The 21,532-nt window shown below is 70.1% G+C and carries 25 protein-coding genes and 1 tRNA gene; 16 read left to right on the forward strand and 10 right to left on the reverse strand.

Annotated elements, in window-relative coordinates; genetic code table 11:
* Window positions 1-57: 57 nt before the first annotated feature.
* Complete coding sequence (locus ACIBI5_RS00410) at window positions 58-711, forward strand: aspartyl/asparaginyl beta-hydroxylase domain-containing protein (protein ID WP_397241646.1); 654 nt, start codon at window positions 58-60, stop codon at window positions 709-711.
* 3 nt (window positions 712-714) lie between these two features.
* Here the strand turns inward: ACIBI5_RS00410 and ACIBI5_RS00415 are convergent, their stop codons facing one another.
* Window positions 715-1,368 (reverse strand): helix-turn-helix domain-containing protein, encoded by a 654-nt coding sequence (locus ACIBI5_RS00415; protein WP_397241648.1) that lies wholly within the window; start codon window positions 1,366-1,368, stop codon window positions 715-717.
* A gap of 69 nt (window positions 1,369-1,437) precedes the next feature.
* Entirely contained in the window at window positions 1,438-2,190 is a 753-nt protein-coding gene (locus tag ACIBI5_RS00420; RefSeq protein WP_397241650.1) for a GNAT family N-acetyltransferase, read from the reverse strand.
* Between the two features lie 69 nt (window positions 2,191-2,259).
* Here ACIBI5_RS00420 and ACIBI5_RS00425 point away from each other — a divergent pair, with 69 nt between their 5' ends.
* Window positions 2,260-2,595, forward strand: coding sequence for a nitroreductase/quinone reductase family protein (locus tag ACIBI5_RS00425; RefSeq protein WP_397241652.1), 336 nt, complete (start codon window positions 2,260-2,262; stop codon window positions 2,593-2,595).
* Window positions 2,592-3,059, forward strand: coding sequence for a pyridoxamine 5'-phosphate oxidase family protein (locus ACIBI5_RS00430; RefSeq protein WP_397241654.1), 468 nt, complete (start codon window positions 2,592-2,594; stop codon window positions 3,057-3,059). The genes ACIBI5_RS00425 and ACIBI5_RS00430 overlap by 4 nt, the downstream gene beginning before the upstream one ends.
* A gap of 1 nt (window position 3,060) precedes the next feature.
* On the opposite strand, the gene ACIBI5_RS00435 is transcribed toward ACIBI5_RS00430, so the two are convergent.
* Complete coding sequence (locus ACIBI5_RS00435) at window positions 3,061-3,465, reverse strand: MarR family winged helix-turn-helix transcriptional regulator (protein WP_397241656.1); 405 nt, start codon at window positions 3,463-3,465, stop codon at window positions 3,061-3,063.
* Window positions 3,466-3,533: 68 nt separating this feature from the next.
* On the opposite strand from ACIBI5_RS00435, the gene ACIBI5_RS00440 reads away from it, so the two are divergent.
* The 4 genes from ACIBI5_RS00440 (at window position 3,534) to fmdA (ending at window position 6,716) form a co-directional block, all read left to right on the forward strand.
* Window positions 3,534-4,580: a substrate-binding domain-containing protein gene (locus tag ACIBI5_RS00440; RefSeq protein WP_397241658.1), complete on the forward strand. Its 1,047-nt coding sequence runs from the start codon at window positions 3,534-3,536 to the stop codon at window positions 4,578-4,580.
* Between the two features lie 63 nt (window positions 4,581-4,643).
* On the forward strand, window positions 4,644-4,859 hold the full coding sequence (locus ACIBI5_RS00445) for an FmdB family zinc ribbon protein (RefSeq protein WP_379619323.1): 216 nt from the start codon (window positions 4,644-4,646) through the stop codon (window positions 4,857-4,859).
* Between the two features lie 5 nt (window positions 4,860-4,864).
* The gene (locus ACIBI5_RS00450; protein ID WP_397241660.1) at window positions 4,865-5,476 is read left to right on the forward strand and encodes an AmiS/UreI family transporter; all 612 of its coding nucleotides are present in this window, start codon (window positions 4,865-4,867) and stop codon (window positions 5,474-5,476) included.
* Window positions 5,469-6,716, forward strand: a complete 1,248-nt coding sequence (gene fmdA, locus ACIBI5_RS00455) for a formamidase (RefSeq protein ID WP_397241662.1) — start codon at window positions 5,469-5,471, stop codon at window positions 6,714-6,716. The genes ACIBI5_RS00450 and fmdA overlap by 8 nt, the downstream gene beginning before the upstream one ends.
* Window positions 6,717-6,723: 7 nt before the next feature.
* Here fmdA and ACIBI5_RS00460 read toward each other — a convergent pair whose 3' ends face one another.
* Entirely contained in the window at window positions 6,724-7,047 is a 324-nt protein-coding gene (locus tag ACIBI5_RS00460; protein WP_397241664.1) for a PLD nuclease N-terminal domain-containing protein, read from the reverse strand.
* A gap of 139 nt (window positions 7,048-7,186) precedes the next feature.
* Here ACIBI5_RS00460 and ACIBI5_RS00465 point away from each other — a divergent pair, with 139 nt between their 5' ends.
* Both ACIBI5_RS00465 and ACIBI5_RS00470 read left to right on the forward strand, forming a co-directional pair.
* Window positions 7,187-7,993 carry an LLM class flavin-dependent oxidoreductase gene (locus ACIBI5_RS00465; RefSeq protein WP_397241666.1) on the forward strand — a complete coding sequence of 269 codons (807 nt, stop codon included), beginning with the start codon at window positions 7,187-7,189 and terminating at the stop codon, window positions 7,991-7,993.
* A 36-nt stretch (window positions 7,994-8,029) separates the two neighbouring features.
* Window positions 8,030-8,422 carry a DUF3224 domain-containing protein gene (locus tag ACIBI5_RS00470; RefSeq protein WP_397241668.1) on the forward strand — a complete coding sequence of 131 codons (393 nt, stop codon included), beginning with the start codon at window positions 8,030-8,032 and terminating at the stop codon, window positions 8,420-8,422.
* Here the strand turns inward: ACIBI5_RS00470 and ACIBI5_RS00475 are convergent.
* Entirely contained in the window at window positions 8,410-9,180 is a 771-nt protein-coding gene (locus tag ACIBI5_RS00475) for an alpha/beta hydrolase (protein ID WP_397241670.1), read from the reverse strand. The two genes, ACIBI5_RS00470 and ACIBI5_RS00475, sit on opposite strands and share 13 nt — an antisense overlap.
* 63 nt (window positions 9,181-9,243) lie before the next feature.
* Between ACIBI5_RS00475 and ACIBI5_RS00480 the strand changes: the two genes are divergently transcribed.
* Window positions 9,244-10,713, forward strand: coding sequence for an FAD-binding oxidoreductase (locus tag ACIBI5_RS00480; RefSeq protein ID WP_397241672.1), 1,470 nt, complete (start codon window positions 9,244-9,246; stop codon window positions 10,711-10,713).
* A 72-nt stretch (window positions 10,714-10,785) separates the two neighbouring features.
* Window positions 10,786-11,877, forward strand: coding sequence for a methyltransferase (locus tag ACIBI5_RS00485; RefSeq protein ID WP_397241674.1), 1,092 nt, complete (start codon window positions 10,786-10,788; stop codon window positions 11,875-11,877).
* On the opposite strand, the gene ACIBI5_RS00490 is transcribed toward ACIBI5_RS00485, so the two are convergent.
* Together ACIBI5_RS00490 and ACIBI5_RS00495 are read right to left on the reverse strand one after the other, a co-directional pair.
* On the reverse strand, window positions 11,867-12,826 hold the full coding sequence (locus ACIBI5_RS00490; protein ID WP_397241676.1) for a helix-turn-helix domain-containing protein: 960 nt from the start codon (window positions 12,824-12,826) through the stop codon (window positions 11,867-11,869). The two genes, ACIBI5_RS00485 and ACIBI5_RS00490, sit on opposite strands and share 11 nt — an antisense overlap.
* A gap of 13 nt (window positions 12,827-12,839) precedes the next feature.
* Window positions 12,840-14,609, reverse strand: coding sequence for an asparagine synthase-related protein (locus ACIBI5_RS00495; protein ID WP_397241678.1), 1,770 nt, complete (start codon window positions 14,607-14,609; stop codon window positions 12,840-12,842).
* Between the two features lie 143 nt (window positions 14,610-14,752).
* Here ACIBI5_RS00495 and ACIBI5_RS00500 point away from each other — a divergent pair, with 143 nt between their 5' ends.
* Window positions 14,753-16,231 carry a von Willebrand factor type A domain-containing protein gene (locus ACIBI5_RS00500; protein ID WP_397241680.1) on the forward strand — a complete coding sequence of 493 codons (1,479 nt, stop codon included), beginning with the start codon at window positions 14,753-14,755 and terminating at the stop codon, window positions 16,229-16,231.
* Window positions 16,232-16,258: 27 nt separating this feature from the next.
* Here ACIBI5_RS00500 and ACIBI5_RS00505 read toward each other — a convergent pair whose 3' ends face one another.
* Together ACIBI5_RS00505 and ACIBI5_RS00510 are read right to left on the reverse strand one after the other, a co-directional pair.
* Window positions 16,259-16,747: an EF-hand domain-containing protein gene (locus ACIBI5_RS00505; RefSeq protein ID WP_397241682.1), complete on the reverse strand. Its 489-nt coding sequence runs from the start codon at window positions 16,745-16,747 to the stop codon at window positions 16,259-16,261.
* 83 nt (window positions 16,748-16,830) lie between these two features.
* Complete coding sequence (locus tag ACIBI5_RS00510; protein WP_397241684.1) at window positions 16,831-17,511, reverse strand: tRNA-dependent cyclodipeptide synthase; 681 nt, start codon at window positions 17,509-17,511, stop codon at window positions 16,831-16,833.
* Window positions 17,512-17,604: 93 nt separating this feature from the next.
* On the opposite strand from ACIBI5_RS00510, the gene ACIBI5_RS00515 reads away from it, so the two are divergent.
* The 3 genes from ACIBI5_RS00515 to ACIBI5_RS00525 all read left to right on the forward strand — a co-directional run bounded on the left by ACIBI5_RS00515 (window position 17,605) and on the right by ACIBI5_RS00525 (window position 18,896).
* Window positions 17,605-17,677: transfer RNA gene (locus ACIBI5_RS00515), tRNA-Ala, on the forward strand.
* Between the two features lie 542 nt (window positions 17,678-18,219).
* A complete protein-coding gene (locus ACIBI5_RS00520) occupies window positions 18,220-18,471 on the forward strand; it encodes a hypothetical protein (protein ID WP_397241686.1) in 252 nt (83 codons plus the stop codon).
* Window positions 18,468-18,896, forward strand: coding sequence for a type II toxin-antitoxin system VapC family toxin (locus ACIBI5_RS00525; RefSeq protein ID WP_397241688.1), 429 nt, complete (start codon window positions 18,468-18,470; stop codon window positions 18,894-18,896). Before ACIBI5_RS00520 ends, ACIBI5_RS00525 begins: the two co-directional genes overlap by 4 nt.
* A gap of 858 nt (window positions 18,897-19,754) precedes the next feature.
* Here the strand turns inward: ACIBI5_RS00525 and ACIBI5_RS00530 are convergent.
* On the reverse strand, window positions 19,755-20,429 hold the full coding sequence (locus ACIBI5_RS00530) for a TetR/AcrR family transcriptional regulator (RefSeq protein WP_397241690.1): 675 nt from the start codon (window positions 20,427-20,429) through the stop codon (window positions 19,755-19,757).
* 557 nt (window positions 20,430-20,986) lie between these two features.
* Here ACIBI5_RS00530 and ACIBI5_RS00535 point away from each other — a divergent pair.
* On the forward strand, window positions 20,987-21,463 hold the full coding sequence (locus ACIBI5_RS00535; protein ID WP_397241692.1) for a DUF6326 family protein: 477 nt from the start codon (window positions 20,987-20,989) through the stop codon (window positions 21,461-21,463).
* The last annotated feature ends 69 nt before the right edge of the window (window positions 21,464-21,532 follow it).

Consider the following 21,532-nt stretch of genomic DNA (forward strand, 5'->3'; position numbering starts at 1 on the left):
GACGTGTCGCGTGTTTCCGAGGGGCTGGAGATCTCGGCTCACGGGGGAATCCGGGAGGTGGCGAAGCTCCAGGGGCCGGAGGTCTTCTTTCCCGGGCTGACCGCCCGGCCCTGGTGGAGCGGCGCGGACTTTCCCTGGCTGGCTGAGCTGGAGGCGGCGGCGCCCACCATCCGCCAGGAACTCCTGGCCTTTGACCTGGACACCAGTCCGCCCCTGTCGCACTGGGGAGAACACACGGCGAAAGGCGATTGGCGCGCACTGTACCTGTGCACCATGGGCAGGCCGTACGCCAAGAACCTCCAGGCCTTCCCCCTGACACTCAAGATCCTCTCGGCCCTGCCCGGAGCCTCCAACTGCGATATGACCTTCTTCTCCAGTGTCCAAAGGGGCACTCATATCGCGGCGCACACCGGATTCACCAATGCTCACCTGCGGTGTCATCTGTCGCTGGTCGCGACGGAGGGTTCGCGTATCCGCGTGGCGGACGAGACGCGGGGGTGGCGGGAGGGCAGGGCCTTCGTCTTCGACGACACCTTCGAGCACGAGGTGTGGAACGAGGGCGATCAGCGCCGGACCGTTCTGCTCTTCGACTTCTGGCATCCGGAACTGACGCCGCCGGAGATCGAGGCCCTGACGTTCATGATGAGCGTGTGGCGCCGCATGTACGCCCGCCGCTTCTGGGCCGACCAGCTGAGTGGCCAACCGTCCTGATGGTCAGGCCGGGGTGTCGTCCAGGTGGATCAGGCCGGGCGGCAGTTCCGGCAGGGGCACGCCGCGCAACCGCATGCCGTCGCGCAGGAAGCCCAGCCGGTCGGCGGCGTGGCGCGCCTGGTCGGCGTGCTGGTGGGCCGCCTCCTGCCACTCCCGCTGGTTGGGGTCCTGGGCGTCGGCGGCGCGCGTACCCGCTGTGCGTGCGGCACGCGAGCGCGACGTCCACTCCTCGACGGCGCGGTGGTGGTCGCGCAGCAGCCGCAACGCGTCGCGCCGCTCTTCGCCCGCCTCTGCGTCGTCGGCGTCAGGGGCGGGAGCGGTACCGTCCAGCCACGCGGCCGCCTCGGCGGCCGGCGCCTCGACGCCGGGCAGGATCTCCACCGGCTCGTCGTGCAGGGGGACGAGGAGCAGCATGGGCGGGGTGTCGAGCGCGCGAGCCAGCACCAGCAGTTCCGCCACGGACATGGACGCGCGGCCGCCGGACTCCAGCTTGTTCAGGTTCGTCCGTTCAAGCGGATAGCCCAGGGCGGTACAACGATCGGCGAGCGCCTGCACGGACATGCGGCGGCGCTCGCGGTGGGCGCGGATGTTGCCGGCGACGGCCCGGGTGTAGGCGACCGACCAGTCGTCGGGTGTCGCCGGGTGACGCTTCGGCACGCAGCAGCCCCCTGCCTCTGGTGGAAGCGCCCACCCTAGGCGATCTTGGACATCCCGCACAACACGGCTTTACTCGATGCGCAGGAAGCCGTGGGTACGGCCCAGCGGCTCGAAGCCCAGCCGGGTGTAGAAGTCGCGGGCCCAGTTGTCGGTTCCGGTGTAGAGGAAGATCAATGCGGCGCCGGCGGCCTCGGCCAGCATCGACTCCATGAGCGTGCGGGCATGGCCTTTGCCTCGGTGCCGTTCGGCGGTGTACACGCTCTCGATCTGGGCGATGTCGTCGTGCACGTACAGGTCGGCACGGGCGGCGACCTCCCCGTCCGGCGCCCGTACGCCGCGGAAGGCCACCGTCGCGGCGCCGCGCACGCGGTCCTCGATGCGCAGGGCCAGCGCCTCGACCTCCTCGTCCGCGGCGCCGGGCAGCGTCTCACGCCAGTTCGCCCGCAGCACCGAGATCATCTCGTCGAGGCCGAGCTGGTCCGCGGCGGGCACGCCGGCCGGCGCCTGGCCGCGGAAGACCATCGTGAGGTACGGCGAGTGCTCGTACCCGGCGGCGGTGAAGGCGGGTGCGAAGGCGGCGCCGAGGTCGTCGTCGAGCACGTGGACGTAGCGGTGGCCCAGCCCGGCCAGCGCCTCGTCGGCGGCCTGGACGGCGGGGGCGGGGGCGTCGCCCGCCCAGAGGAGCAGCTTGTTGTCGTCGTGCGAGGCGGGGAAGCGGTCGTTCAGGACGGCCACGCCTCCGGGTACCTCGATCGTCCGCCGCGCCTTGCGGAGGTTGAAGTCCCGCTGGAACCGGTGGACGCGGGCGAGTTCCTCAGACATGACACAGCAGCCTAAGGGCCCGGAGGGAGTCTGGAGGAAAGCTGAAGTCCCGCCCTCCATGCTGCCCGTATGAGTGACTTGGTGATCACGACAGTGGGCCGCAAGACCGGCCGCCTGCGAACGACGACACACGCCTACAGTTCCGACGAAGGGCAGTTGGTGCTGATAGGCCCAGGTTCGGAACGAGGTCCGCATCTGCCCGGCTGGTACCGGGACCTGGTTGCCCAGCCAGAGGCGGAAGTCCAGTTGGGCGACAAGAAGCTGCGCGTCCGCGCGCACACCGCGCACGGCGCAGAGCGGCGCAGGTTGTGGAACGAGCTGGTGGCCCGCCAACCGGTCTACCAGCGCTACGCGAACGCGGCCAGGGGCGAGATCCCCGTCGTGGTGCTGGAGGAGACGGCATGACGAAGTTCAGCGAGATCCAGGACGCCTTCGAGGCCTACATCGGCGACATCGTGTACGCCACCATGACGACGGTGGACAAGCGGAACCGGCCCAGGGCGCGGGTGCTGATCCCGATCTGGGAGGTGGTGGACGGCGAGCCGCTGGGCTGGCTGGCCACGTACAGGACTCCGGTGAAGGCGGCGCATCTGGCGAACAACCCGCACACCACGTTCTCCTACTGGACCGCGCGCCAGAACGCGGTGAACGTCGACACGGTCGCGGAATGGGTGACGGACGTCGAGGTCAAGCGCCGCGTGTGGGACCTGTATCGCAAGACCAGCCCGCGGGGCGCAGGCTACGACCTGGGCAACTTCTGGACCAGTCCGACCGACCCGAAGCTGCACGTGCTGCGGCTGGATCCGTGGCGGGTGCAGGTGATCCGCGGTACCGACCTGCGCAGCCAGATCTGGAAGAAAGGCGCGTAGGTCAGCGCAGGCGGGCGACGATCCTGGTCAGGACCTCGGCGAGCTGGGCCAGGTCCTCGCCCGCCTCCTGCTCCAGCCGGGCACGTTCGCCCTCGACGGCCGTGTCCCACCGCCGCAGGGCCGCCTTGCCGCGGGCCGAGGCGTAGATGAGCACCCGCCGGCGGTCGGCGTCGTCGACCCGCCGGTACACGAGCCCCTGGGACACCAGCCTGTCCACGATCTTGGTGACGGTCGGCGCGGCGAGGATGACGTGCTCGGCCACCTGCGTCATCGGGTGCCCCTGGCCGTCGGCGAGCAGGCCCAGCACGCGCCACTGATCGACCGTGCCGCCGACCGAGGTGAGCGCGGTCGAGATCCGCTGGGTGAACTGGCGCTCGGCGAGCGTGAGCAGGCGTGCTGTCTCCATGTTCACTCCAGATTAACAGTTCACGCGCAAATACTTCGCGGATAAAGTGACCGCGAAAGGGGCGCGCCATGGACACTCTCGCGGTAGCCCTGGTGATCCCGTTGCGGGGGCCGGCCGGCATCTTCGGTCCCTCGTGCGAGCTGTGCGCCAGGCTGGCCGCCGACGAGATCAACGCCAGGAGCGGGCTGCTCGGCCGCGAGCTGGTCTTCCGCGTGGTCGACGGCGGCCGCCCGCCGCGCGAGGTCGCCGACGAGGTCGACCGGCTGATCACCGCGGGCCAGGTGCAGGCCGTCACGGGCTGGCACATCTCCGCGGTACGGCAGGCCGTGGCCCCCCGGATAGCCGGGCGCGTGCCGTACCTCTACACCCCGCTCTACGAGGGCGGCGAGCACACCCCGTGGGTCTTCCTGACCGGCGAGACGCCGGGACGGCAGCTGCGCCCGGCGCTGCGCTGGATGGCCGAGGAGCTCGGCGTCCGGCGCTGGACGGTGGTCGGCGACGACTACGTGTGGCCAAGGGAGTCGGCCAGGGCGGCCCGCCGCTACGTCAGGCAGGCGCGGGGCCAGATCGTGGACGAGGTCTACGTGCGCCTGGGCACCGAGGACTTCGGCGGCGCGCTCGGCCGGATCGCCCAGGGGCGCGGCGAGGGCGTGCTCATGTTGCTCGTCGGCCAGGACGCGGTGGCCTTCAACCGGGCCTTCGCCGCGGCCGGACTCGACCGCGACCACGTGCGCTTCAGCCCGCTGATGGACGAGAACATGCTGATGGCGACCGGCGCGGCCAGCACGCGCGGGCTGTACTCGGCGGCGGGATTCTTCGAGGGCCTGGGGACCGCGGGCAGCCTCGACCTCGGCGGGCGCTACCACGCCAGGTTCGGGCCCGACGCGCCGGTGCTCAACAGCATGGGGGAGTCCTGTTTCGAGGGCGTGCTGCTGCTGGGCGAACTGCTCAACCGGGCGGGGGAGCTGGATCTGCGCAGCATCGGGCGGATCGCCGAGGGCCTGGTGTACGAGGGCCCGCGGGGCACGATGCGGATGCGCGGACGTCATCTGGAGCAGGCCGTGTTCCTCGCGGAGGCGGAAGGCATGGACTTCCGCGTGCTGCAGCAACTCTGAGGTCTTGACAATACTTCCCAGGATAATAGTTTCTGTGTGAAGTATCTGGGCGGAGGAGTGGCCATGGCTGTCTATGAGTACACGTGCCGGACCTGCGGGCCCTTCGACGCCCGGCACCCGATCGGGCAGGCGCCCGAGCAGGCCGCCTGCGAAGGATGCGGCGCCGCCGCTGCCCGGCGGTTCTCGCCGCCGGCCGTACGCCAGATCACGCCGGGGCTGCGGCGGGCCCTGGACGCGCAGGAGGCCAGCGCGCACGAGCCCCGAGTCGTCAGGAGGTGACGGCGATGGCCAGCGTGGGCCTGCTGTACGTCGGCGCGGTGCTGTTCGTCAACGCGATGATGCTGCTCGGCAAGGTCGAGGAGAAGGCCGCGGCGATCCTCAACCTGTTCGTCGGAGCGCTGCAGGTCGTGACGCCCACGGTGATCATCATGACCGCGGGCGGAGACCTGCCCACGATCATGGGCGCCTCCGGCATCTACCTGTTCGGATTCACCTACCTCTACGTGGGCATCGGCCTGCTGGCCGGGCTCTCCGGCACGGGCGTGGGGTGGTTCTCCCTGTTCGTGGCGATCACCGCGCTCGTCTACGCCGCCCACAACGCCTTCGTCGTGGGCGACTACCCCTTCGCGGTCATCTGGGTGCTGTGGTCGTTCCTGTGGCTGCTCTTCTTCCTCGTGCTCGGCCTCGGGCGCGCGGAGCTCACCCGCTACACCGGCTGGGTGACGCTCGTCGAGGCCTGGCTGACCGCGGTCATCCCCGCCTTCCTCCTGCTCACCGGCCGCTACACCCCCTCGGCCACCCTCGCGCTCATCCTGGCGGGCGTCTGCGTCGTCGCCTTCGGCGGCCTGTGGATGTACGCCCGCCTCCCCAAAGAACGGGAGCCGTCCCATGCCTGACGTCGTCTTCTCCGTCGACCAGTCCCGATCCATGCGCGACCAGGCCGCGCCGGGACACAACCGCTGGCACCCCGACATCCCCGCCGTCGCCACCGTCCCGCCCGACACCTCGATCCGCATCGAATGCCGCGAATGGACCGACGGCCAGATCCTCAACAGCGACACCGCCAAGGACGTACGCGACGTCGACCTGTCGGTGGCGCACATGCTCAGCGGACCCGTGGCGATCGAGGGCGCCGAGCCCGGCGACCTGCTCGTGGTCGACATCCTCGACCTCGGTCCCGTTCCCCAGACCCGCGGCGAGGCGCCCGGCGAAGGCTGGGGGTACACGGGCATCTTCGCCAAGGAGAACGGCGGCGGCTTCCTGACCGAGGAGTACCCGCAGGCCTGCAAGGCCGTCTGGGACTTCCGCGGCCAGATCGCCACCTCCCGTCACCTGCCCGGCGTGCGCTTCACCGGCATCACCCACCCCGGCCTGTTCGGCACCGCGCCCTCGCACGACCTGCTCGCCAAGTGGAACGAACGCGAGCGCGCCCTCATCGCCACCGACCCCGGCCGGGTGCCCCCGCTCGCCCTGCCCCCGCTGGAAGAGGGCGTCCTGGCCGGCACCCTCGACGGCGCCGACCTCGAACGCGTCGGCAGGGAGGGTGCCCGCACCGTCCCCGCCCGCGAGAACGGCGGCAACCACGACATCAAGAACTTCTCCCGCGGCTCGCGCGTCCTCTACCCCGTGCACGTGCCCGGCGCCAAGCTCTCCGGCGGCGACCTGCACTTCAGCCAGGGCGACGGCGAGATCACCTTCTGCGGCGCCATCGAGATGGGCGGCTTCATCGACATGCACGTCGATCTCATCAAGGACGGCATGAGCAAGTACGCCGTCTCCACCAACCCGATCTTCATGCCGGGCAACGTCGAGCCGCGCTACACCGAGTTCCTGTCGTTCATCGGCATCTCCGTCGACCACAAGACGAACGAGAACCACTACAACGACGCCACCCTGGCCTACCGCAACGCCTGCCTGAACGCCGTGGAGTACCTCAAGCAGTTCGGCTACAGCGGCGAGCAGGCCTACCTGATCCTCGGCTCGGCGCCCATCGAGGGACGGGTGAGCGGCGTGGTCGACATCCCCAACGCGTGCTGCTCGCTCTACCTGCCGACCGCCATCTTCGACTTCGACATCAAGCCCACTGCCGAGGGCCCCCGCAGGGCCGACCGCGGCCGCTGCGCGGTGGCCCTGTAGGACCTGGTTACTCCTTGTCGTCCGGCTTGTCCTTCGGGGCGTTCCTGCGCTGCTCCTCGGCGCGCTCGCGCAGGCGGCGCAGGAACTCCTCGTCGTCGTCCGGGCTGGTCGCCTTCGCCTGGCCCGCCATGCGCGGCGGCGCCTGACCTTGTGGACGGCCCGCCACCAGCCAGAAGAGCGAGCCGACCAGCGGGAACAGCAGGACGATGATCACCCAGAGGATCTTGGGAAGGTTGCGCGCGGCCTCGTCGGGCGTGGTGATCGCGTCGAAGAGGCAGTAGATCCACAGCACCAGCGTGGCCAGCCCCATGGCTTGGTAGAGGTACAGCACGGGCGGAAGGTAACAGACGCACCGACCCCTGTACAGCCACGGGAGTACGGCGCCGGCGGCCCGCTGCGTCCGGTGCGGTAGGAGATCACCGGTCCTGTGGACGATGTCCCGGCGGCCGTCCGGAGAGAAGGTGGGAGGCATGACTTCTCACGCGTTCAGATTCGGAACCGTCGGGGGCTTCGCGGCGACGGGCGAGGCGTGGACCGGGCTGGCCCGGCGCGCCGAGGAGCTCGGATACTCCACGTTGCTGATCCCGGACACGCTCAACACGCTCTCCCCGTTCACGGCCGCCGCCGCTGCCGCCGCCGTGACCAGCAGACTGCGGGTCGGCACGTATGTGGCGGCGGCGCCGTACCGGACTCCGGCGGTGGTGGCCCGCGAGGTGAGCACGCTGCAGGCGCTGAGCGGCGGGCGCTTCGAACTCGGCATCGGCGCCGGGCGGCCCGGCGCCGAGCAGGAGGCGGCGGCGCTCGGCGTGCGGTTCGGCACGCCGTCCGAGCGGGTGGAACGGGTCGAGGAGACCCTCGACGCGGTGAAGGACGTCCCGGTGCTGATCGCTGCGGCGAGCACCCGGCTGCTGCGCCTGGCCGCCGAGCGGGCCGACACGGTGGCGCTCGGGCTGCCCGCGACCGCCACCGAGGACGACCTGGCCGCCAAGCTCGACGAGCTCTACGAGCTGGCCGGCGACCGCTTCAACCGGCTGGAGATCAACACCAACCTGGCCGCCGTCGGCGACGAGCTGCCGGGCTGGCTGTCCCAGCAACTCGGCGCGGACCCGCGCGAGATCGTGGCCAGGGGCGGCTACGGCATCATGACCGGCTCCGCCGACCAGATCGCCGACACGCTGCGCAGCCGCCGCGACCGCCTCGGCATCTCCTACGTCTCGATCAGCGCCCAGTTCATGGAGAAGTTCGCCCCGGTCGTGGAACGGCTGGCCGGTACCTGACAGAAGATGACAGGCACCTGTGCCACGCTGGGCTCCATGACAGCGAAAGGCACCTTCGACCTCGCGGACTGGACCCCTCAGCCGCCCTACGACGACCGCGACGGAGTCTCGCTCGGCGTCGTCACCCTGACCAAGACCTTCCACGGCGACCTGACCGGCACCAGCCTGGTCACGATGCTGATGGTGAGCACTCCGGTGGAGGAGTCGAAGGCGTACGTGGCGCTGGAGCGCATCGACGCCACCCTGGACGGCCGCACCGGCGCCTTCACCGTCGCGCACTCGGCCGTCAGCGAGCCCGATGGCCAGTCGCTGCGCGTCACGATCGTGCCCGACTCCGGCGTCGGCGGACTGGCCGGGATCAGGGGCGAGATGGACATCCTCATCGCGCCCGACGGCTCGCACTCCTACGTCCTCGACTACACCCTCTGAGCCAGCGCCACCGCGGCGGCGACGAGCTCGGGGCCGTCGAGCAGGATGCGGTCGTTGTGGTCGGCGTCCCGGACCTCGACCAGAGTCGCTCCCGGCGGGGCGGCGGCCCGGCTCAGGGCGGGCGGGATGATCGTGTCGCGGGAGCCGTACACGATGGTGACAGGGGCCCGCACCGTGGCGAGCTGCTCCTTCAGCGGGAAGCGGTCGCGCAGGAGCAGGCGTACCGGCAGGAAGGGGTAGGCGTGCTGACCGGCGTCGGCCAGGTCGGTGAAGGGGGAGCGCAGCAGCAGGCCGTCCGGCGGGATCTCGGTCGCCAGGCGCGTGGCGACGGCCGCGCCGAGGCTCTCGCCGTAGTAGAGGACCTTCCCTGACAACGTCGCGCGGGCCGCCCTCGCGTCGAGCGCCAGCCCGTCCTCCGTGGGCGAGCCGGCGTTGCCGCCGTAGCCCCGATAGTCCATCAGGAGTACGGCGAAGCCCTCCCGCGCCAGCGCCGCGGCCAGCGGCGCGCGATGCAGGCGGTTGCCCGCGTTGCCGCCCATCACCATGACGGTGACGCCCCGGTCACCGGGCAGGTGCCAGGCGCCGAGCTTCAGCCCGTCGGCGGTGGTGAAGGTGACCTCGCGGGCGCCGGGCAGAACCGTGGCGGCCGGCGGCACGGGAGCGGCGTCGGGCAGGTAGACGAGCCGCCGCTGGAACACCCAGAGCAACCCCAGCAGCAGCACGACCACGGCCAGCAGGGCCAGCACGGCCTTGATCACGCCGGTACCGTTCGAGCCATGGCTCCGATGATGTCCAAGCCGCCGATGATGTAGCAAGGACCCATGAGCCATTGGGCGTGGGGCGCCGAGCCGGACCTGGACGAGCTGCGGGGCATCGCCCGCATGATCAGCGGAAGCGATGACTTCGAGGAACCCGTCCCCTTCGACCGGGTACGGCTGCCGCCGCCACGGCTGGCCGTACCGGAGGCGTGGAAGGAGTTCGCTACCGGCGAGGCGCGCGCCCGCGCGGGCCGCACCTACGGCCAGGCCTACCGCGACCTCATCCGCGCCTACCGGGGCGACTTCACCTGCGCGCCCGATCTGGTGGCGCTGCCCCGCACCGAGACCGAGGTCGAGCAGGTCCTGGAGTGGGCCACCGCGCGGCAGGTGGCGGTGGTGCCGCGCGGCGGCGGCACGAGCGTGGTCGGCGGTGTCGAGGCCCGCTTCGACGGGCCGGCGATCTGTCTCGACCTGAGCGGGATGGACCGGGTCGTGGAGGTGGACCAGGTCTCGCGCGCGGCGCTCGTGCAGGCCGGGGCGAGCGGGCCCTCGCTCAACGCCCAGCTGCCCGACGGCCTGCAGCTGCGCTTCTTCCCGCAGTCGTATGAGTTCTCGACGCTGGGCGGCTGGATCGCGACGCGGGCCGGTGGCCACTACGCGAGCCTGCACACCCACATCGACGATCTGGTCGAGTCGGTGCGCGCGATCACCCCGGCCGGGGTGTGGGAGTCGCGCAGGCTGCCCGGCTCGGGCGCGGGACCCTCGCCCGACCGGATGCTGCTGGGATCAGAGGGCGCGCTCGGCGTCATCACCCGGGCGTGGGTGCGGCTGCAGCGCCGGCCCGCGCACAAACTGTCGGCGTCGGTCCGGTTCGCCTCGTGGGCGCGGGCGGTCGAGGCGGTGCGCGAGCTGTCGCAGTCGGGGCTGCACCCGTCGAACTGCCGCCTGCTCGACGCCGCCGAAGCCCAGCTCGCGGCGGGAGGCGACGGCGAGCACGCGGTCCTCATCCTCGGCTTCGAGTCGGCCGACCACCCCGTGGACGCGGCCATGGCCAGGGCTCTGGAGATCGCCGGTGGCGAGACCGGAGGGGTACGCCAGGACCAGGAGTGGAAGGGCACGTTCACCCGGATGCCCTACTTCCGCAACGCCTTTCCAGGGATGGGCAGGGTGGTGGAGACGTTCGAGACCGCGGTCACGTGGGACCGGTTCCCGGCCCTGCACGAGGCTGTCACGGGCGCGGTGGACGCCACCTGCCGCTTCGCGTTCGTCTATCCGGACGGGCCGGCGCCCTACTACACGGTCTCCCTGCCCGCCGAGCGCGGCGCGGAGGTCGCGCAGTGGGACGAGCTCAAGGCCCGGGTCTCGCGCATCCTGCTCGACCACGGCGCCACCATCACCCACCACCACGCGGTCGGCCGCGACCATCGCCCCTTCTACGACGAGCAGCGTCCCGAGCCGTTCGCGCTGGCGCTGCGCGCGGCCAAGGACGCGCTGGACCCGGCGGGCGTGCTCAATCCCGGCGTGCTGGTCTGAGGTCCCTTTTGGCTGATCGCAGGTGTTAAACCGGTTGCCCGTGACCAGGTGGCGTGACACCGTCGGAAGACGATGATCTCCTGGAACGAGGCGGGACACGAGCGGCGAGCAGCCTGGCGATCGGCGGCGGGAGCACCCGAGCCCGCACACGTCGAACTCGCCGACGACGCCACCAAGGCCGACACCGCGCACAGCCTGGCCGCCGATGGCACCGCGCTGCTGTGGACGGGCGACTACCACAACGCCCGGCAACTGCTCAGGGCGATGGACCGGCGCTGTCCCCGGCCCAGGCCGGGCAGCGGGTTCCACCGGCAGCGCCAGGCCCAGTCGCAGCGGGCCAGGATTCTGGGGATGCTGCTGGTGCCGTACACGGGAGAGCATGAGATCGCGCTGCGCCGCGCGCCCGACGTGCGCGAGGCCTGCTCCGAGGTCTACGGCCCGGCCGCCGGCGAGGCCGTCGGGTCGCTGCGCGAGCTGCTGGGCGTGATCGGGGCGCACGAATGGCGGGCCAAGGGCGTCGAGGTCCCGGCGCTGGGTGAGCGCATCCACCCGCACTACGGGGTGTTCTCCCCGGTCAGAGGCGAATACGTGGACCTCGTCGCCCGGGCGCGGCTGCCCGACGCCGAGGTGGCCTTCGACGTCGGCACCGGCACCGGCGTGCTGGCGGCGGTGCTGGCCAGGCGGGGCGTACGCCGCGTGATCGCCACCGACTTCGATCCCTCCGCCCTGGAGTGCGCCCGCGACAACATGGAACGGCTGGGCCTGTCCGGCCGGGTCCTGGTCGAACAGGCCGACCTGTTCCCGGCGGGACGGGCGCCGCTGGTGGTGTGCAACCCGCCGTGGATCCCGGCCACGCCCATGTCCCCGCTCGACCACGCCGTCTACGACCCGGACAGCCGGATGCTGCGCGGCTTCCTGAACGGGCTGCGTGATCACCTGTCACCCGGCGGGGAGGCGTGGCTGATCCTGTCCGACCTGGCCGAACATCTTGAGCTGCGCTCCCGGCAGGAGTTGCTCGACTGGTTCGAGGAGGCCGGGCTGGCGGTCGCCGGTCAGCTCCAGACCACGCCGAGGCACGGGCGGGCCGCCAAGAGCGACGACCCGCTGCACCGGGCGCGCGCCGCCGAGGTCACCTCGCTGTGGCGGCTGACCCTCACGCGCTGAACGCGCGCCGGTAGGCCGACGGAGAGGTACGCATCGCGCGGGTGAAATGGTGGCGGAAGGTGACCGGACTCTCGAACCCGACCGCCGCGCCGATCGCCTCCACCGGCGCGGTCGTGGACTCCAGCATGGTCAGGCTGGCCGCCACCCGCTGGGAGATCACCCAGCGCAGCGGGCTGGTGCCGGTCTGCCGCTTGAAGTGACGGATGAACGAGCGCTGCGACATGTGCGCCCGCCTCGCCAGCTCGCGCACCGTGATCTGCTCGGCGAGATGGTCGAGCGCCCACGCCATCGCCCTGGCCACGCCGTCGTCCTCGCCGACGGGCGTCACCGCGGCCTCGATGAACTGCGCCTGCCCGCCCTCCCGGTGCGGCGGCACCACGAGGCGGCGGGCCACGGCGTTGGCGGTGCTCGCGCCGTGGTCCCTGCGGACGAGATGGATGAGCAGGTCCAGCCCGGCGGCGCTGCCGGCGCTGGTCAGCACGTCGCCGTCGTCGACGTAGAGCACCTCGGGGTTGACCCGGATCTCGGGGTGACGGTGCTGGAGCAGATCGGCGTACTTCCAGTGGGTGGCCGCGTCCCGGCCGTCGAGCAGGCCGGCGGCGGCCAGGGTGAAGGCGCCGGAGCAGATGGAGACCACGCGGGCGCCGCGGGCGTGCGCCGCGCGGACCGCCCCGACCAGCGCTGGGGACACCGGCCTGGTGATGTCGGCGCCGGGGATGATGACCGTGTCGGCCGAGGTGAGCACGTCGAGTCCGTGCTCGGCGCGCATCGTGAACCCGCCGACCACGCGCAGCGGGCCGCCGGTCTCGGCGCAGACCTTCAGGTCGTACCAGGGGACGTCGAGCTCGGGGCGGGGCAGGCCGAAGATCTCGACCACGCAGCCGAGTTCGAAGGGCGCCATCCCGTCATAGGCGAGCACGGCGACGGTGTGCGGCCTGAACGGCATCATGGCCGGATAGTACCTACGGCCGGTGCACGGTGACGCGTTCGAGCGCTTCGGGGCGTTTGCCCGGGTAGAGGCCGGTCAGCAGCGTGCTCACCGTGTAGAGGTTCCAGGCGGTGGCCGGCTTGCTCACCACCGGGCCGGCGAACATCGCGCGTACCTCGTCCGGGTTCACGATCGTTTCCAGCGCGTCGAGGCCGCCCAGCACCTGCTCGCGCAGCACGTCGGTGAGCGCCGGACCCGGGCTGGTGCGCCAGCTCCACCCGCCGCCCGTCCTGGCCGTCGGCAGATGCGGCGGCGGCACGTGCGACCACGGCCATCGCCCGGCCCGCCCGTCGACGAACCGCCACGGCTTCCCCTCGATCGGGATCTTCCGCAGCTTCGGGGCGAAGCGCAGGATGAGCGAGTAGATCGGCTCCTCCGACAGGCTCCAGCGCTGGTCCAGGCTCAGCGCGGCGCGTACCACCCGGTTGTCCAGGTAGGGCCGCACCGAGTCGCCGCGGCGCAGCGCGCCCGCGCGGGCACCGGCCTGCCAGCGGCCCACCCGGTACGACAGGTAGATGTGGTGCAGCGCCTCCAGCTTGTCCTGGCGCTCCTGCCACGGCCTGGCCTGTTCGCGCGCGTGCTCGTTGGCCGCCGCGGTGAACAGCTTCTCGTCCTTGAGGAACGTGGCGCCGATCCGCCTGAGCAGCGCTCTGTCACTCAGATCCGTCTGCAGCAGGTTGAGGCTCCCGGCGCGCAGCGTCTCGCCGCCCTGCCCGGACATGGTCGGCGTGGCCGAGTACGGCAGGTAGCCCACGATCGACTCGTAGGCCGAGGTCATGCCCTCACAGGTGCGCAGCGTCTCCCAGGCGCGCGCCAGCGGGTGCTCCACCAGCATCGCGTCGCGGTCCTCCGTCTGCGGTGGCGCGATGACCGTGTGCTCCAGCTTCAGCTCGGCCGCGATCCGGCGGGCGAGGATCACGTCCGGATGGGTGTCCAGCCCGTTCGTCGTCACCCGGAACGGCACCTTCGCGGCATGCAGCAGCGCCGCCAGGACGCGGGTGTCGCGCCCGCCGGTCAGCGCCAGGTTCACCGGCTCGGCCGCCGACCGCAGCGGCGCCACCGTCGCCAGCAGCGCCGCCGCCAGCTCGTCGAGCGCCGCACGCTTCTCCCGCCGCGTCGTGGGCGCGGGCGCCGCCCGCGGCAACTCCTCCCCGGTGACGGTACGGCTGCCGCCGCGCACGTCGAGCCGGGAGTTCGGCGGCAGCGCCGTCACGCCCAGGTATGGGGTCTCATCCGACAGGAAGTAGCCCGATCTGACCATCGTCTGCAAGGCCATCACGTCGAACGCGAGGTTCTCGTCGCGCTGGGCGACCAGGTGGGCGAGGAGGGCGCGGCTGGCGACGATGTGCAGGCCGGTGGTCTCGGCGTGGAAGACGGGGCAGATCCGGTTGGCGGCGGTGGTGGCGGTCAGCGCCCGGTCGCTCGCGGTCCAGGCGGAGTAGCAGCCGCCTACGGACGGGTCGGGCAGGCGGGTGACGTCGGCCGGGTCGGCGAGGTGGCCGTTGACTCCCGTGACCTTTCCGTCGCCGGGGCGCCGGTGGAGGAGGGGTGGGTGGCGGGTGTCGTCGGGTTCGTTGGACCAGGCGAACAGGGAGACGCCCGCGCCGTGCCATTCCTGGCCGCGGATGACGTCGGGGGGCACGGGGAAGGCCGTTTCGATAACGGACCTGGCCCGGTCGAGGATACGAGGATCTATCGCCTGGCCTTTCGCGGCCAGTCCTAAATAGACGCGCACGGCATCCATGCCTACCGGATGGCCCTGGCCTGGCACAACGGGTCACGGTTCGAAAACACCGATCACGTGGTGAACACGGTTTGTGCTCGCTTGCGTCTCCGGCCCGGCCAGTGGTTATGCGGGTCCGTCATAGGGCGTGGAGGTGGTTATCCATGAAATTTCGTCCTATAGCGGTAGGTGTCGGGTTGGCCGGGGTGCTGCTGCTGGCCGCGTGCGGCGGGCCCGGCGGCGGCTCCTCCGGATCCGAGGCCAAGGCGCCCGCCCACGTCGCGCCCAGGCGGGACTCGTCTCCCGAGCAGCCCCGGCCGGCGACCACCCGGACCGACTCGGAAACGACCACGGCCCAGGTCTCCACGTTCGCGCTGGACGTGGACACCGCTTCCTACGGGTACGCCCGCCGTACCCTCGCGGAAGGACGCTGGCCCGAAGCGGGCCGGATCCGTCCCGAGGAGTTCGTGAACTCCTTCCGCCAGGACTACGCGCAGCCCGCCGACAACGGCTTCACCGTGCACGTCGACGGTGCCCGCATGGGCGAGGGCGACAACGCGGTCGTCCGCGTCGGGCTGCAGACGCGCGCCTCGGAGGCGGCCGCCCGCCGTCCCGCCAACCTCACCTTCGTCATCGACGTCTCCGGCTCCATGGCCGAGCCCGGTCGGCTCGACCTCGTGCGCAAGTCGCTGCACACGCTGCTCGACCAGCTCGCGCCCGGCGACCAGGTGTCCATCGTGGCGTTCAGCGACCAGGGCACGTTGCTGGCGTCCATGACCCCGCTCGTCTCCCGCGCCGAACTGCACGCGGCCGTCGACTCCCTGGCCATCGGCGGCGGCACCAACCTGGAGTCCGGCCTGCGCCTCGGCTACGACGAGGCCGCCAAGGCCTTCCGCGCCGCCGCCACGAACCGCGTGATCCTGCTGTCCGACGGGCTGGCCAACCAGGGCGACACCCAGTGGCGGTCGCTGCTGGACAAGGTCAAGGAGCAGGCGGGCAAGCAGATCACGCTGCTGACCGTCGGCGTCGGGCGGGAGTACGGCGACGAGCTCATGGAGCAGCTCGCCGACAACGCCGACGGCGCGGCCGTCTACATGAGCACCGAGGAGGAAGCCACCAAGATCTTCGGCAACCAGCTCACCACCACCATCGAACTACGCGCCCGCGACGCCAAGGCCCAGGTCGCCTTCAACCCGCGCGCGGTGGAGTCCTACCAGCTCATCGGGTACGACAACCGGGCGCTGGCGGCCGAGGAGTTCCGGGACGACACCAAGGACGGCGGCGAGATCGGGCCGGGGCACTCGGTGACCGCCCTCTACTCGGTCAAGCTCAAGCCGGGGGCCACCGGCCAGCTCGCCGCGGCGACGGTGCGCTGGCAGGATCCCGACACCCGCAATCCGGCCGAGGCCGGGAAGGCCGTGGACGTCGGTGACCTGAGCGGTGACCTCTGGAGCAAGGCGCCGGTGCGGCTTCAGGTGGATGTGGTGGCGGCGGCCTTCGCGGTGTACATGCGCGACCGGGAGGCCTTCGGCCTGGACCTCAGGACGCTGGCGCAGCACGCGGGGCGGCTGTCGGCGGCCGCGGAGGACCCGATGGTCACCGAGCTGTCATCCCTGATCGGCAAGGCCGCGGAGGTGGCCTGAACGTTTGTCCGTATCCGGGGGAAGCGTCTATCCCGGGCGGCCGAAGATCGGGATCTCTGGGTCGCGGCCGTAGTAGAAGTTGTACAGGGCCTGCGCGAACTCGTCCTTCGACAGCCGGCCGTCGCGGTTGGCGTCCAGCCGCTCGAAGGCCTCTCTGGCGGTACGGCCGGCCACGTCGTAGGCCGCGAACAGGCGTAGATACTCGGCCCGGGTCAGCTGCTCGTCGCCGTCGGTGTCCAGGGCGTCCCACAGGGCGTCGCCGATGGGCCAGACGATCCGGGCCACGAAGGTCATGCGGCCGGAGGCGGGGCGCATCGCGTGCCGTACATAGGAAGCGCGGCTGATGCGCCCTTGGTCGTCGGTCCCGATGAGGTCGACGGCGTGCTGCCAGGCCTGGCGGTAGGCGGAGACGACGGCGTCGCGTTGCTCGGACGGCTCGGGAACACTGAGCCGATCACAGACCGCGACGCCGACGAGCATCATGTCGTGCTCGTCGAGGAACCCGTCATGACCCATGTCGCTACTGTCGAATGCATACCCCGCGTTACGCGCGTGAGGATCCATGGCCGCCCCGCCCCACCCCGGTAAATTACTCAGGACTAATGGTTCTCACCTGCATCAATACCTGTCAACCGAGTCGTCAACATTCCCTGACCAGTGCTGGGATATACCGGCATCATCCCGGCATAAAGCCACTTCGCTACCGGGAGCATGCGCGGATAGCAGAACAATGACGACTCCGTCTCCAAAATCGCCGGAGTATCCAGCATGAGCGGCAATTCCGACAAAAGGAACGGAATGGCCTCGCGGACCTGGTCGGCGGTGGGCCGCGAGGTGCCCAGCACGGGCTCCAGCGCGGCGTCGCAGAGCTCGCGGAAGACCGAATCGCCCAGATAGAGCTCGTCCAGGCGGCTCCGGAGGCCGGTGTAGGCGGGCCGGTCGTGAAGCTCGGTCCAGGAGTAGACGCCGACGTCCGGCGCTTCGAGGGCGGAAAGCGCGTGAACCACGCGGTTACGCGTGTTGTTGATCGCCGCACGGGCCTTCTTGTTGGCCTTGTGCGGCGGCAGATCCCCCCGGGCCGCGAGCGTCCCGGCCAGCTCGATCCCCGGAACGAGCACATCGACCCGCTTGAAGTGCCCCCGAGCCCAGTGAAGCAGCCCCGTAATAGCCCCAAGACTGAAATATCCATTCATAGCGCTAATTCCGAGCAGTGCATGCTCCCGCCCGGCGAAGATACGCGCACACCGCGCCGTCAAAGGCACTGCCTCCACAGTCGTCACGTTACGCACGGTAGCAAGACGGTGACGCAGGCTAATCCCGAACTCGGGGAGTCTGGGAGTCGGATACACTGATGCGGTGCCGTGATGCGGCATGGGGCTATAGCGCAGCTGGTAGCGCACCTCCATGGCATGGAGGGGGTCAGGGGTTCGAATCCCCTTAGCTCCACAGGCAAGGTCTTTCACATGGGCGCGCTTCGCGCGTTCAAGGTTCCAGGCGTTTCTCCGGTCGAGCTGAAGCTCGACCCCTGAAGGTCCTCCCTCCGGTCGGGCGTCTTCCGGGCTAAAGGCAGGGTGCTTCGCGCGTTCTTCCAGTCGGGGCGCGGCCCCGACACCTGGTCGTCCTCGCTTCGCACGGGCGTTCTTTCGATGTCCCGCCCGTTGCCCAGTTGGGTGGTTGGGCAGTTGGAGCCCACCCTGGTCTGTGGTCCTCGCTTCGCTCGGCGTTTTGATCGTGTGCGCCTTCGGCGCGCGGTTTGCGCGTTCAGTCAGCAAGTTCAGTCGTCGGAGGCGCTGAACTGGCGCTTGGAATGCGGGCGCAAGACGCTGAACTCACAGGCCGAGAGCTGATGGCAGCAGCGGCGAGACGTCGCTGGAGCCTGTTTTGGCTGCTCGAACCGGTGAACCACTTAGCGATCCGTGGTACGCCGTGGTACCGCGGGGTATGGTCGAGGTATGGATGCTCAGAGGTCTCGTCCGACTGAGGTGAGCGTGCGCCAGTTCGTCAACGACTCCGGTAGCGTCACGCGCGGCTTGCGTGAGGGAAGGCGCTACATTCTGACGATCAACGGTGAGCCGCTCGCCGAAGTGAAGCCGATCAAACGTCGCCGATTCGTTCCTACAACCGAGGCGCAGGGCGTCTTCGCTACCGCCCCGGCTGTTGACTGGGACGAGGTACGGGCTGATCTGGACACGGCGATCGACGATGACCTGCGTGATCCGTTCGAGGGGACCGGCCTGTGAGCCGACATGAGCGGGGCGTTCTGGACACGAACATCGTGGCCGCCCTTAAATTCTTCAATCCCGCCGAACTACCTATGGAGTCGGCGATCACGGCTGTCACACTCGGTGAACTGTCACGTGGCCCGTACGCCACCGATGATGTGGTCAAGCGTGCCGGAAGAGTCGCGGTGCTCCAGCATGCCGAGGCGGCGTTCGGCGATCCGTTGCCGTACGACGCTGAGGCGGCCCGGATGTTCGGGCAGCTCTGCGCCGTGGTGTACGCGCAAGGCCGACAGCCACGGAGCCGGACCGCCGACTTGATGATCGCTGCTACGGCCGCCAGCAATGAACTGCCATTGTTCACGGCAAACCCCAAGGACTTCGACGGCTTGGGACGACTGGTGGACGTGATCGCCGTGACGCGACCGCACGGAGCGACAGGCTAGCGCAAGAGGTTCGTCTCCCAGGAAGGATCATGCCCGACCGGTCAGGCATGGTCAGCCCTCTTCAGCGGACGATCGGCTGGTGCAGCGTCATCTCCTGAAACCTGGTGTTCGAGTAGGCGACGATGAGGTCCACAGGCAAGGTCTTTCACATGGGCGCGCTTCGCGCGTTGGTGTTCCAGGCGTTTCTCCGGTCGAGCTGAAGCTCGCCCCCTGAAGGTCCTCCCTCCGGCCGGGCGTTTCTTTCTCGCCAAGGGCATGGTGCTACGCGCGTTCTTCTGGGGCCCCACCCGTTGCCCGGTTGGGCGGTTGGATCCCGCCCTGGTATGTGGTCCTCGCTGCGCTCGGGCGTTTTGATCGTCCGCGCCTTCGGCGCATGGCTTGCGCGGTTTTGCCCGGCATCGAAGGTGCTGGTGCGGTCCGGCAGGGCGATCCCGGCCGGGTTCTCGTGCGCTGAGGCCGCGGGCACGACGACCGCGATGACCAGGCCCGGCACGTCTACGGCCAGGCCCCGCTTACGTCCGGCACCTTCTTGGCGACGTCCCGGCCGGTCGTGGTGGCGGGGACGCCGGCCGCGACGTGGACGCTCTGGGTGTCCAGCACGACCGGGCCCGGGTCGGCTCATCGGCCCTTCTTCTCGTGCGGGTGCCAGCGCAGCGGGTCATGGAGTGGCCGCTGACCGAGGGGCGCGCCGCCTTCCATACCGTGGGGACCGGTTCGATCAATGCCCTGGGAGTCGGCTCAGTCGTTCGGGTACGGCATGCGCTCAAGTCGCCGCGCCATCCCAGCGCAACTGGACCCGCAGACGGGCGGTGCCACTACAAATCCAGACGATCACATAACGACATCATGGACGGAGGCTCACGTTGGCACTCTCAGGGGTTCGAGGGCGGCCAGGACGAGGTCGAGGCCGAAGGTGAACTCCTCCGCCGGGTCGTAGCCGGCGGCGGCGAGCACCGCGGCGGACTCGTTGAGGTAGGGGAACTCGTCAGGAGGAAGCTGGGGCAGGAAGACGTCCTCGGTCATGTCCGCGAGCTCATCGACGGTGTCGAACGGCAGGCTGGCTTCCTGCAGGGCGAAACCGTAGACGTAGCTGTCGAGCAGCCAGTTGGCGTGCGTCGCCATCAAGACCGGGAAGCCGGCCCTCCGCAGGCAGGCGGTGACCGCTTCGCGGTGGCGGAGGTTGGCGGGCCCCGGCGAGGTCCGTGACTCCATCAGGCCGATCGCCCACGGGTGACGTGCGAGAACCTGCCGGGCGGATGCCGCCCGACGTCGCATCGCCGACTGCCAGTCGGTCTCTTCGGGCGGGAGCTCGATCTCCTCGAACACGACGTCGATCATGGCGTCCAGCAAGTCCTCCTTGTTCGCCACGTAGTGGTAGAGCGACATCGCGCCCGCGCCGAGCGCGCGAGCCAGCTGGCGCATGCTCAGCTCGCCGACCCCCTCGCGGTCGGCGAGCCGGACCGCCTCGACCACCACCCGCTTCTTGCTCAGCCCCGCATCCGACGCGACCTGGCGGCGTTCCCTTGCAGGCAACGGGTCTCCTCGCTCCCTCGAACGGCTTGACAATCGTTCAGCGTACGGCCATCGTACAGCGTACTACCGTAGTACGGCGTACGAAGTACAGTGTACGAACCGGCGAGGGTCGCGGCTCGGGCGTGAGGAGGTTCGTGTGGGAATCGAACGGCGATCGAAGGCCGGAGCACGCCCGGGGCGACGACGATGCGGGCCGCCCCCCAGTGCTCGACTCGTCCGAGGCCGGGCTACCGCTGTCCGGTCGAGGCGATGTGCTCGTCCAGGTGGGCGCGGCCTCGGTACATGGCGGCGTTGCAGGCATCGCGCATGATCGCGAACGTTCGACCGGGCCAGACGGTGCTGGTCACGGGCACGTCGGGGCGGCCAGCGCCGCTTCGCCGTACAGATCGCCGAAGCAGCCGACGCCCTCCGCTACCTCGCGGTCGGCCACCCCGGGGGGAAGGTCGTCGTCACCGTCTGACGGCCGGACCGACGAGCACGACCCAACCCCGTGCGTATGTACGCCCCAACCGGCCGCCACCCCGGCGGACGGACCGCTCCTCTCGAAGGAAGAACCTATGACCGTCCGGACGAAAGCCCCGAACCTGCTCGCCAACCCGCCGGTCCCCGTGCAGGTCAAACTGGCCGCCGCATGGACCAGCTTCATGTTCCTCTACATCTACGTCGACTACTTCCACCTTTACAAGCCTGGCACCGTCGACAACATCCGGGCCGGCGTCGTCTTTGAGTTCGACATCAGCCCGACGTTGTTGACCGCGATGCTCGCGTCCGTGGCGATCCCGGCCGTGATGGTGATGCTCTCCATGACGCTGCCCGCCCGGGTGAACCGCGCCACGAACCTCGTCGTCGCATCGCTCTACATCCCGTACTCGGTGTTCAACGCGGTAGGGGAGTCCTGGGACTGGGCCCTCTTCTACGGCCTCTCCATCGGAATCGAGGTGCTGCTCCTGGCCTTCATCCTGCGCTCCGCCTGGACATGGTCTCGAACCACCGCCGTCCCGGCCGGTCCCGAGACGACCGGCCTTCGACAGTAGAGGTCCGCGCCAGCTGCGCCCGTGGGCCGAACGGCGGCCGGCCGGCATCTGCTCGCTCAACGCACCCTG

This window comes from Nonomuraea sp. NPDC050540 (genome assembly GCF_044457485.1).
Taxonomy (GTDB): Bacteria; Actinomycetota; Actinomycetes; order Streptosporangiales; family Streptosporangiaceae; genus Nonomuraea.